11 protein-coding genes are annotated in these 10,837 nt (G+C 45.6%); 3 read left to right on the top strand and 8 right to left on the bottom strand.

From position 1 onward, the window contains the following. The first annotated feature begins 230 nt into the window (after positions 1-230). On the top strand, positions 231-1,088 hold the full coding sequence (locus tag O9X84_RS05405; RefSeq protein ID WP_269518605.1) for a cold shock domain-containing protein: 858 nt from the start codon (positions 231-233) through the stop codon (positions 1,086-1,088). Positions 1,089-1,161: 73 nt separating this feature from the next. Here O9X84_RS05405 and O9X84_RS05400 read toward each other — a convergent pair whose 3' ends face one another. Both O9X84_RS05400 and O9X84_RS05395 read right to left on the bottom strand, forming a co-directional pair. After that, a complete protein-coding gene (locus O9X84_RS05400; protein WP_269518604.1) occupies positions 1,162-1,890 on the bottom strand; it encodes a class I SAM-dependent methyltransferase in 729 nt (242 codons plus the stop codon). Between the two features lie 78 nt (positions 1,891-1,968). Then, positions 1,969-2,688 carry a hypothetical protein gene (locus O9X84_RS05395; RefSeq protein WP_269518603.1) on the bottom strand — a complete coding sequence of 240 codons (720 nt, stop codon included), beginning with the start codon at positions 2,686-2,688 and terminating at the stop codon, positions 1,969-1,971. A 136-nt stretch (positions 2,689-2,824) separates the two neighbouring features. Between O9X84_RS05395 and O9X84_RS05390 the strand changes: the two genes are divergently transcribed. Beyond that, entirely contained in the window at positions 2,825-3,982 is a 1,158-nt protein-coding gene (locus O9X84_RS05390) for a sensor histidine kinase (protein ID WP_269518602.1), read from the top strand. 72 nt (positions 3,983-4,054) lie between these two features. Next, a complete protein-coding gene (locus O9X84_RS05385; RefSeq protein WP_269518601.1) occupies positions 4,055-4,714 on the top strand; it encodes a response regulator in 660 nt (219 codons plus the stop codon). 24 nt (positions 4,715-4,738) lie between these two features. Here O9X84_RS05385 and O9X84_RS05380 read toward each other — a convergent pair whose 3' ends face one another. The 6 genes from O9X84_RS05380 to O9X84_RS05355 form a co-directional block, all read right to left on the bottom strand. Next, entirely contained in the window at positions 4,739-5,044 is a 306-nt protein-coding gene (locus O9X84_RS05380; RefSeq protein ID WP_442864511.1) for a hypothetical protein, read from the bottom strand. Positions 5,045-5,148: 104 nt separating this feature from the next. Beyond that, positions 5,149-6,366: a sulfite oxidase gene (locus tag O9X84_RS05375; protein WP_442864510.1), complete on the bottom strand. Its 1,218-nt coding sequence runs from the start codon at positions 6,364-6,366 to the stop codon at positions 5,149-5,151. A 254-nt stretch (positions 6,367-6,620) separates the two neighbouring features. Then, the gene (locus tag O9X84_RS05370) at positions 6,621-7,625 is read right to left on the bottom strand and encodes a YeiH family protein (RefSeq protein WP_269518598.1); all 1,005 of its coding nucleotides are present in this window, start codon (positions 7,623-7,625) and stop codon (positions 6,621-6,623) included. Between the two features lie 5 nt (positions 7,626-7,630). Then, positions 7,631-8,638, bottom strand: coding sequence for a TauD/TfdA family dioxygenase (locus O9X84_RS05365; RefSeq protein ID WP_269518597.1), 1,008 nt, complete (start codon positions 8,636-8,638; stop codon positions 7,631-7,633). A gap of 10 nt (positions 8,639-8,648) precedes the next feature. Further along, a complete protein-coding gene (locus O9X84_RS05360) occupies positions 8,649-9,602 on the bottom strand; it encodes an aldo/keto reductase (RefSeq protein WP_269518596.1) in 954 nt (317 codons plus the stop codon). 271 nt (positions 9,603-9,873) lie between these two features. Then, entirely contained in the window at positions 9,874-10,623 is a 750-nt protein-coding gene (locus O9X84_RS05355; RefSeq protein WP_269518595.1) for a GntR family transcriptional regulator, read from the bottom strand. Positions 10,624-10,837: the final 214 nt, after the last annotated feature.

Here is a 10,837-nt window from a genome sequence, read left to right as displayed (position 1 = left end):
AGAATAATTGCGTCATGCGTGTCTTTATTATTGAATATACTTTAACTTATGAGAGGATTCGTTAGGGCTTGCAAAATGAGTGGTTAAAACTCAAAAGCCACACACAAATATGATAACAAGAGTTTAAGACCGAAATGTATTAACAGCATGATTAGTTCACACCGCTTAACAGACTTAAGATAGTTTAAAACTGTCTGCAAAATATTTTAAAACTAGATTAAAGGGAATTTATGCAAAAGTTTAAACAAGGAAAAATAATTTCATTTGATTGGGGAAAAGGCTTTGGATTTATTATGTCAGACAACGAAAGCTTTTTCTTCCATAAGTCATTCCTTCCTAGCGACACAGGTGAAAGTGACGTCATTATTGGTGATTTGTATAGCTTCGACCCAACACCGGGCAGAAAAGGCATGGAGGCTCGCAGTCTCAAACGTGTAAATTGCTATAAAACTCAGAAAGTTGTCGAAACATTTATTATCAATCAATCAAGTAATCCTAAGTCAGGGAGTGTAGCGTTTGAATTACCAGTTGTCTCTTGTATGTTCGATTCACCAGACGATGCAAAAATCTATTTAAAAAATAAAACACTTCAAGCTGGTGGCAATGCATTGCTTAATGTTAAATACTTCAAAGATACTTTTTCACAACCTTCAGGCCGACGAGGCCGTTATTACTTCACTGTTCATGGCTATACGGCAAATATAGCACTGGTTATAAGTACTCAATTTGTATCATCAGAGAGTGAGTGTACAAAAAGTAATAAGACTACAGAAGAGGCAATTCTTAACTTCAAAGAACAAGTAAAAGAAATCCAAATGGTCATCAAAGCCGAGAGAGAAGAGCAGTATTCAAGTAAATGTTTTATCGCAACTACTGTTTACGGTTGTTCCAATTGTTGGCAGGTAAATCAGTTTCGCAGTTTTAGAGATAACGTACTTAAATGTTCAGTGTTGGGTCGTATTTTCATACGTTTTTATTACTCTAAATCTCCTAGAATTGCACAATTATTAGAGGGTATGCCATTACTGAGACTTTTAACAAAACATATGCTGGACTTCTTTTTAAGGTATTTACCGAGAGCCTCCTGAACCTATATTTTACCGCTAATAGGAAGTTATCGTGACACCCACTGGCGGGGAAAGAAAAATTTGGATCTATATTCTAAGTTTTAGCTTTGTCAGGTTGCCTCATCAACTCAACCGTCACCCATTCAACATCACTACGCTTTAACCCATCCTTGCTCGGAACCGGATTCAAATTACGCGCTGTTAAACCATTTTCTGCTGCCAATGCTTGCAGCTCTTCATAGCTAACAGGGTACATGGGCCGCTCTGGTTCGCTTGGGCCAAAGCGCAGGCTTATGTACATTCGTCCATTTGCTGAGAGTAATTCGGCAAGGCGCTCTATAGCCCTTGGCCTGTCACCTATTGGCAGGTGCATCCACACGGCGGAGAGTAAAATAAGGTCGAAGTGTTGGTGTTGGTGTTTGTGTTGGTGTGCGGTAGGTAAATTGGCCAGCGCGGGTAGGGCGGCGTTACACCAAATCACTTTTTCTTTGGAGTGTTGCTTGGCTAATTTAAGTAATGCTTCGGCAGGCTCTGTTGCTGTTACCTGCCAACCTTTTTCGGCCAGCCAATTAGCATCTCTTCCGCTACCTGCGCCAACGTCTAGTGCAGTGCTTGGCGTAATGTTAGTAAGTGCTTGCTCTAGGTAGCTGTGCACACTGTCTGCACTTATCGATTGATAAAGCGAGTAGTAGTGTTCTGCGTTAGCACTGTAATGGCTAATGGTTGTTTTCAATACTAAGAATCCCTCTTTGTACGCGGCGCCAGTATTTCTGCGCTTTTTCTGGTTTTGCGTATACTGCCGCTGCAACTCCAAATTTAGCATACCATTAATCGCCTTTTAGGTAAGTGAGAAGTGTCGGTTATTCAGCGCATTGCTGAATCTACAAGGCTGCCTCTTTAACTAACTTTGCACCGCTCTCACACTGTACTTACGCGAAAGACGACTTATTGCAATGCCACCTATTAGCCCTGGCAAAACCCAGAACGCATACTGCCATGCGCCAATATCGCTAAATAAGGTGCGCCCACCAAATGCTGCAAACGCAGTGTAAGCCGCAATACCAGAGCCAATATAGCCACCAAGGTGTTCTAGCAGCCATGCTTTTGGCGCTACCTGTTTGGCGAAGATAAAACGCAGCTGGCTTACGCTTAACGTTAGCCCTAGTGGCGCAAAAACTAGCATTAAAATGTGTTGGTGCATAATGCCAATTACCCCAATAAACAAGCTAGTTGCAGTTAACAGTACCGCCGGTGCAATGCGGCTAACACGGCGAAGCGACTGGCGGCTTTGCTTAGCGTCTAGCGCCCATTGCCCCATCATAACCGATGCATACATTTGTACCGCCAAATGCAGTAAAAATATGGCGAAGCGCTGTAAGTTGGCCACAGCAGCAGGGTTGTCTGCCAAGTTAGGGTTAACCGCCACGGGGGCAAATAGCCACACGCCAGCTAACACCACACCGCTAAAAATAGTCCACTGCATAGCGTGGCGATAATGAGCGCCAAATTTACGATGATTCAACGCCCCTTTTTTAGCGGTAACAGGAACCCAAAACAATATTAAAGCAATGGCGCCGGCAAGAATGTGGCTGTACAAAACAATTTGGTATGAAATAGTCATTGTTATCTCTTCTTTGTAAACTTGAGGTGATAAGTTTACCGAGATGGGCAAGGGCGCATCAGTGCACAAAGTCACGATGTGAAAAGTTACTTTTGGCCTATTCCAAAACAAGCCTAATTAACCAATACTGGGCTTTATGAAATTATCTCAATTACGAATGGCGCCCGAACAAAGTGGGGCGATCATCACCATCTTGGTTGTGGCTGCAACTAATGCTTGGTTACTGGCGGGGTCAGAGCGTGTAGGTGTCACGAATTTTGTGGCTATCATGCTGTGTTTTGCTTTGTTCAGCGTGGGTTTTTGGCTTGTTACTCAAGATAAGCCTTTTCGTCACGAACAATGGGCTCGAGTTGCTCTGGTGGGTATGGAGTACGCACTAGTACTACTACTTTTTTCTTTAAGCCCCATAACCTTCAACGCTATTTTGTTAGTGATTTGGTCGGCTGTGTTGCCCTACTTTATGCCGTTTAAACGGGCGCTGTTGCTGTCGCCACTTTGGTCGGCCTTGCCCTGGTTGGTTTTTGGTTGGGTTTGGCAGTCTAATAGCAGTTTGTGGATAAACGCCCTGTTATTCTGGACGTTTAATTTATTCGCACTCGTTATGATGGAAAGCCGTAAAAACGCGGAGCGCCAGACCCAGCGCGCTGAAGAAGCGAATAGGGAACTGCGGGCTTTACAAGATTTAATGCAGCAGGCTAGTCGCAAAGAAGAGCGTACCCGCATTGCCCGCGATATTCACGACTTGGTAGGGCATCATTTAACGGGGTTGTCGCTGCATTTGCAGGTGGCCTCTCGCACAGCGTCGCCGGATCAGCGCCCAGCGATAGACCAGTGTTTAGGTATAGCAAGGTTGCTACTTGCCGACGTGCGCGAAGCCGTATCAGACATGCGTGAATTTGGGCAGCTTAATTTACTGCAAGCCCTTGAGGCCCTCACCGAACCATTGAAAAATAAGATACAGGTTAACATTGACTGCCAAACCAACATTAATCATTTAACGCTGTTACAGGCCACTAATTTACTGCGCTGTATTCAAGAAAGCCTGACTAATACTATGCGCCATAGCCGGGCCAATGAATTTGCGATCAGCATTTACAGCAACGCTAACCAATTGCACATAGACATAAAAGACAATGGCGGCAGTTCAAGCGCCAGCCTTAGCGTGAATAATGTTGTTCAGGGCAACGGGTTAAAAGGTATTGAAGAGCGCATGAGCGAGTTAAACGGTACTGCGGCCTTTAGTAACAGCAGTACCGGTTTTCATACTTTGCTCGCATTGCCGGAGGCAAAATGATTGCCATCGCCGGAGGCGCAATGAAGAAGATGGTGCCGGAAGCGCAATGAAAAGGATAGGGCCGGAGACGAAATGATTAAGGTATTAGTCGTAGACGATCAGCAACTATTACGACAGGGTTTATGCAGCCTGCTAGGTCTTTCTGACAAAGTAGAAGTGGTGGGCCAAGCCAACGATGGCATAGAGGCGATGAACTGGCTACACGATAACCCGAATGGCGCCGATGTGATGCTGTTAGATATTCGCATGCCGCGCATGACAGGTATTGAGCTGCTCGAAGCCCTTAACAAGGCCAATGCTTCTATTTCTAGTATTCCAACTATTATGCTAACTACCTTTGATGATCATGAAAACCTGATGGGGGCGTTACGCGCTGGCGCAAAAGGGTATTTGTTAAAAGACGTGTCGCTAGAAACGCTAGTACAAGGCATAGAGGCCGTTAATGCCGGTGAGTCACTTATTCAGCCTGCCATTACCACTACGCTTATTAACAGTTTACAGGGGCTCAACACGTCGTGTGACGAACCCGAGCCTATTGAGCCGTTATCGAGTAAAGAGAAAGAAATTTTGCGCTTAATGGCCTCTGGCTGCAGTAACCGAGAAATTGCTGGAGCGCTGCATAAATCGGAAGGCACAGTAAAAAACCAAGTGTCGACTATTTTAGCCAAGCTGGGTGCGCGCGATCGCACTCGTGCCGTACTCAGGGCGGTAGAGCTTGGGGTAATTAGCTAATACCTGTTTTAAAGGCAGCTACAGTTATCGCTTTGGCATAAGGTGAGGGGCAAGCAGCGGTCGCCTTGCCGATTCTTTAGGCCCATACCATGTAGCTAAGTAGTCTAAAATAACGGGCTCTGCGTCACCTAGTGGCCACAGTTTTTGTGTGTCTTGCATCCACCTGATAGTTTCTAACCAGCGTTTTTTACTCATGGCGTTTTGCGTAATAAGCGAGGTTGAATGGCACGCGCTACAGTGGGCTAAAACCAGTTTCGAGCCTTCAGCTATTACTAACCCTGATTGCGGGTCTATCGCCGGTTCGGCTGCTTCTGAACTGCTCGCAAACATAGCGCTAAACCCAGTTAAGCAAAGCGCAATAACGAATGAGCGCAACGCTAATGGCATAGTGAAGCTCATGTTATTGGCAGCGGGGTATTGTGTATCTTTCATCTTTACGCCACCACTTTTACTGCAACGCGATGACACGCATTATTTAAATAACCCTTTGGATTCCAGCCAGGCAGCACCATGGGTTGGGCTTTGCCTGTTTCATCTACAGCTTTTGCCCATATTTCATAGTAGCCTTTTTGAGGGAACGAAATACGGGTAGAGAAGTGTTGCCACGCGTGTCGGTTTGCGGGGCGAGATAGCTCGGCCTTTTGCCAAGTTTGGCCAAAGTCGATTGAGGTGAACATGTCTTTTACGCTGGTAGCGCCGCACCACGCGTGTCCCCTCACCGCTAACGCTTTTGAAAGCTTTTGCTCTACACCAGATTGAGGGTAGGTGATAAGCGATTTAATCGGCATGGCCTCAATAATACACATTTCATCATCGGGTACGGTTGTGCCTGGCGCTACGGGTTCACAAGGAACGCGGTAGGCTTTGCCCAGCATTTTTGCGCCATCGTGCACTTGGTTTCGAATAACAATTTTGCTTAACCATTTGCCCGATGTGGATGCAGGCCATCCTCCAAACACTAAACGCAGCGGAAAGCCATTCATTAAAGGTAACGGTTCGCCGTTCATTTCCCAGGCAATAAGCGACTCATCTTCCATGGCCTTACTAATAGGCACGCCTCGGGAGATAGCTGCTTTACCGGGCGTTCTGCTTAAATGCTGATCGTTGCCATAATAACCAATATAAACAGCGTCATCGTTTACGCCCACTGCTTGTAATACGTCTTTTAGCCGAACGCCTGTCCATTTAGGGCAGCCTACTGCACCGGTGGTCCATTGGTTGCCTGTGGCCGCAGGAGAAAACTCAGCCCTGCCGTTACCGCCGCATTCTAACGTTAGTTGATAGGTGTAATGTTTAAAGCGTTGTTTTAGCTCGTTGAGGGTAAATGTTTTAGACTGCTTGGCAGATTCACCCTCTATGGTGAGTGTCCATGTATCTGGATTGGGGGCGCTTGGCACAATACCGTTATTGCGCACAAAAAGGCGATTAGCCGGTGTAACCTTGTCATCAAGTAAGTGTGCGGGTGTTTCTGCATTTACGGGGCGGTCGTTTAATACCACTAGCCCGTCTTTACCTGCTATTTCAAAAGGGGTGTCTGATTGTGCAAACGCAGCGGGAATAAGCCCAGATGGCATGAACTGTCCGTAAACCACTTCGGCGCCAAGCAGTACCGACAGTGTTTTTAACCCAGATAAAAAGCCTCGACGGCTCATTGGGTTACTAGTTCTGCCAAATACGGTGAGGTCTGCTTTTTCAGCATCGTTGGCGTAAAGTTCATGAAGGCCGCGCTTTTTCACTGCATATACCTTTTAAAGTTACGTAAGTTAGTGGCGTCTATATTGCTTTGCTGCTTGGTATTTTTGCTTAGGATTTATTCGCTAGCTTTACCTAGTCGAGCGTTTCCAAATCGGGCTTTGCCCAGTTGAGTTGTATCAAGTTGAGTTGTATCAAGCTGAGCAGAACACCTCTATAAAAAGAACAAGTAGCCTAAGATAAGTAACGCTATCCAAATGGTTTCAGCTAATATCATCATTATGGGTAAGGCGCCTACTTCGGCAAGTTTACCTAAGTTCGACTTCATGCCAATGGCGGTAATAGACACCACAAGGAAAAACCGCGATACCTGCGAGCCAGTTTCAACAATGTATTCAGGTAACGTCACAAAGCTATTGAGTAACATCATGGTAATAAAGCCCACTAAAAACAGCGGCACTTTAGGTACGTCGCCTTCTTTTATATTTTGTTTTGCGGTGTAAAAGTGTTTTATAACCAGCATCATAATAAGCACTACCGGCATTAACATGGCAACGCGCACAAGTTTGGTTAGCGTTGCCATATCGCCGGCTTCTTCCGACACGGAATATCCAGCGCCCACCACCTGTGCTACATCGTGAATAGTACCGCCTAAAAATATGCCCGCTTTAATATCGTTCATACCCAATTGGGCCGCAATAATGGGGTACACAATCATGGCAATGGTAGACATGGCCGTCACGCCAATTACAGTAAGAAGGGTGTCTCGTTCGTGGTTCTCGCCTTTAGGCAGAATAGTAGAAATAGCAAGGGCCGCCGACGCGCCGCAAATGGCTACCGAGCCTCCAGTAAGCGCCCCAAAGCGCTTTTGCAAACCAAAGGCTTTAGCCAGCAAAACACCCAGTACTATGGTGGTGAATATGGCGCCAGCAAGCATAAGGGCCGTTTGCCAACCTAGTACAATAAGATCGCCAAGTGCCACGCGTAAGCCTAGCAGTACTACACCTGCGCGCAGTAGCGTGCTAGCAGTAAAGTCTATTCCGCACGAGCACGGCGTGTCTTGCTGATATAGAAACGACACGGCCATACCCAGCAGTAACGCAAATAACATAACGGGGGCGTTGTAATGTTCACCAAGAAACAGTGCTGCCATTCCAGTAATGGTGGCAATACCTAAGCCCGGCCAAATGTTTTTGCATTTTACTGCTAGGTCGTTCATAACAATTACCGGTCTGCGGCCACTAAAGCCACTAACACAACCCGTTTTCTGTCGCCAGAATAAGGGCGGCGTCCGTGCATGGTGCGGTAATTATCAACCACCGCAACATCACCATCTTGCCATTCAAGGTCGAAGGTAAAATCTTCAGCAAGTTCAGAGGCGCGCTCTAATCCTTCTTTTGGGATATGGCTGCCGTCGCCAAATGTAATGGCCGACGATGGGTTTTCTCTTACCCCTTTCCAACCCATGTAAGCTGCAATTAGCTGATTGTAAAATACCTCAGAGCCGTCTGACATTTCTACCACTGCTGGTAATACTGGTGTAACGGCTTTTAGGCTGCCATCGGGCATCCAGTCCCAGCTGTATCCTAACTCCCTTAATTTATCTTCAGCTTCTTCAACGGTTTCTACACTTAGTGTGCTTTTCCAGCTTCTACCTTGGCCAGAATTCGCATCGTCGGCAGCGGGCATGGTAGTGGTGTATTTCAGGCCCTTTTGCTTAAAGTCGTCAGCTAATTGTGGGTTTTCTGCTTTAAGTGCTTCAAACAGTTTGTCTGAGCGGCACAGGGGCGTAGCACCACCTTCATCGGCTGCCGACTGACAGAAGAAAAATACTTTGCTGGGAGAAATGGGCGTTTGCGCCATTTCGTGATGTAAGAATATTTCCACGTCTTTAGGCGCTTCGTTGGCCGTAAATACACGCTCAGTAAAGTTAATTCTTACCGCATTAGACAACGATTCTTGATAGGTGAAATTTGGATAGCCGAAGCCGGCTGAAAAAACGTCAAATACTTCCGCAGAGTCTAGCGGGAAACCGCGAAATAAAAGAGCACCGGAGCTGGCTAATTTGGCTTCTAGTTCCGCTTGGTTCGCTTTTACAAAGGCAACAGTGTCGGCCACGGTTTCACAGTGTGAGTTATTTACAACAATAGACGGAAATACGTCGTCATTATAATTGTGCTGGGTAGCCACATTGGCATACGCAACATCCGAGGTTTCATTGACGTTTTTCATTAGTAAGCTCCTAGTCGTAAATAGGGTGGAAACGATTGAAGGCAGCTTCGCAGAAATGCCCAGGATCGTTAAAGCGACGGTTCATATTAAGCGCAGATATGGCCTGCATCTCTTCATCGCTTAAGTTGAAGTCGAACAACGCAATGTTCTCTTTCATTCGCTCAACTTTTGAGGTTTTAGGTATAATTGCGTTACCCCGTTGAATGCCCCATCGTAAAACGATTTGAGCCGGTGTTTTGCCATGTGCTTCTGCCGCTGCTTTCACAACGCTTTGCTCTAAAACAGACTCGGTTTTATCAGCCATTTCAAGCTCTAAATAGGAAAGCGCGCCAAGGGGTGAGAATGCCGTTACCGCTAGGCCGTAATTTTTGGCCAGTCGTATTAGTCGTTCTTGAGTAAGGTAAGGATGAGACTCAATTTGCAGCATAGATGGCTTGATGCGAGCGTAGCTCATTAAGTCGTTAATCAGCCCTGTGTTGTAATTACACACACCAATTTGTTTTACCGAACCGGCATCAACAAGCTTCTCCATCGCTTCCCATGTTTTATAAAGCGGCACCGGCGCAAGTTCCATTGTCGGCTCCGGCGCTTCTGGATCGTAAAACCACTCTGGCGGGTAGCGAGTTTCAATGGGAACAAACTTTTGCGCTATAGGAAAGTGAATGAGGTATAGGTCGAGATAGTCTAGCTTTAAGTCGCTTAATGTTTTATTAAGCGCTAGTTCAACATGCTCTGGGGCGTGAAAGGTGTTCCACAGCTTTGACGTGATCCACAGCTCTTCTCGCGAACATATCCCCTCAGCAATGGCGCGAGCAATTCCCTCACCCACTTCTTTTTCGTTGCCGTAATCGGTTGCGCAATCTAAATGGCGATATCCTGCTTTAATTGCTTCATAGGTTGTATCTGCACAAATGGCTTTGTCTACTTTCCAAAAGCCAAATCCTACCTCTGGTATTTTGTCCATTACGTTATTCACCTTATATTTCTCGTATTTTAGCTAAGTGTATTTTAATAATACATTAGTCTTGTATAAGACATAAGTTATTACACAGCTTTAGTTAAGTCAACAATCTGTTAACAAAGTTAATAATTAGCGGGTGGTGTGTTTTAAATCAATGCGTATAAAAGTGTGAAAACAAGAAATAATGTGTGGTGGAAAGATAAGTCTAAACTAGAAGGGGGTAAGAAAGAGTAGTTAAAACAAGCCCTTAACGCAAAAAGGCAGAGCTGATGTACTAATCTAACTCTACCTGATAGTGGTAATGGTCGGTACGGCATTTACTTTCGCGGTACTCAATAAGTTTGCCATCTATCGATTCGGTGACTCGAGTGACAAGTAGAAGGGGTGTGCCCTTTTCTATATGTAATAGGTCTGCGTCGCTTTGCGAGGCCAATACCGCTTTTATGCTGTCCTGGGTTTTAAACACGGTTTGGTTATAGTCGGTCTGATAGAAGTGATAAAGCGTGTGGGGAATATCTTCTCGTGTGTTAATACCAGTAAACAGTTTGGCCGGAAGATACACGGTTTCCAGCATGCAAAACTCATTGTCGAGAATTCGCCTGCGTACAAGCTTGATAACCTTGTCTTTCGCTGAAAGCGACAGGGCTTTTTGCACTACATTAGAGGGCGCAACACGCTCTTTGCTCAGCAATTCGGCTTTGGGAAGATCTGCACCCTTACCATCGGCTTGAAGAGGGAAGAAGCGGAATAAGGCGTCTTGTGCAGTGTGCTCTGACACAAAGGTACCTACGCCCTGTCGGCGAGTGACAATTTTGGTGTCTGTGAGTAAGGTAAGGGCTTTGCGAACCGTGCCCTGACTAACGTTAAATTCGTCTGCCAGTTTAAACTCGCTGGGAAGCATTTCCCCAGGCTGCCATCTGCGTTCAACAATGAGCTGCTTAATATATTCGCCAACCTGCTGGTATAGAGGCTGAAAGGCGAGGCTCGGCCCGCCGAGCTTATGGTCAAATTGAGATGAAGACATAAAACCAAAACCTAAAGTTTGTTTTTCTTTTGTTATATCATACACAAGATGTATAGCGTACTTTTTACTAATTTTGAAAGGGCAATAATAACAAGGGTAACAACAATGGTAGAAGAGTGCTTTGCTCTTGGCTGTTCATTTTAGCGGGTATCCTCAATACCAGTGTTTGTTAGTAAATCTTTAATTGCCGATTGACACTGTGGTTACATTTCAT

Origin of the sequence: Alteromonas sp. BMJM2, assembly GCF_027257845.1 — a bacterium.
In the GTDB taxonomy this organism is placed as follows: domain Bacteria; phylum Pseudomonadota; class Gammaproteobacteria; order Enterobacterales; family Alteromonadaceae; genus Alteromonas.
Note: the sequence above shows the minus strand (reverse complement) of the source record. Positions and strands in the feature narration are given on the sequence as shown.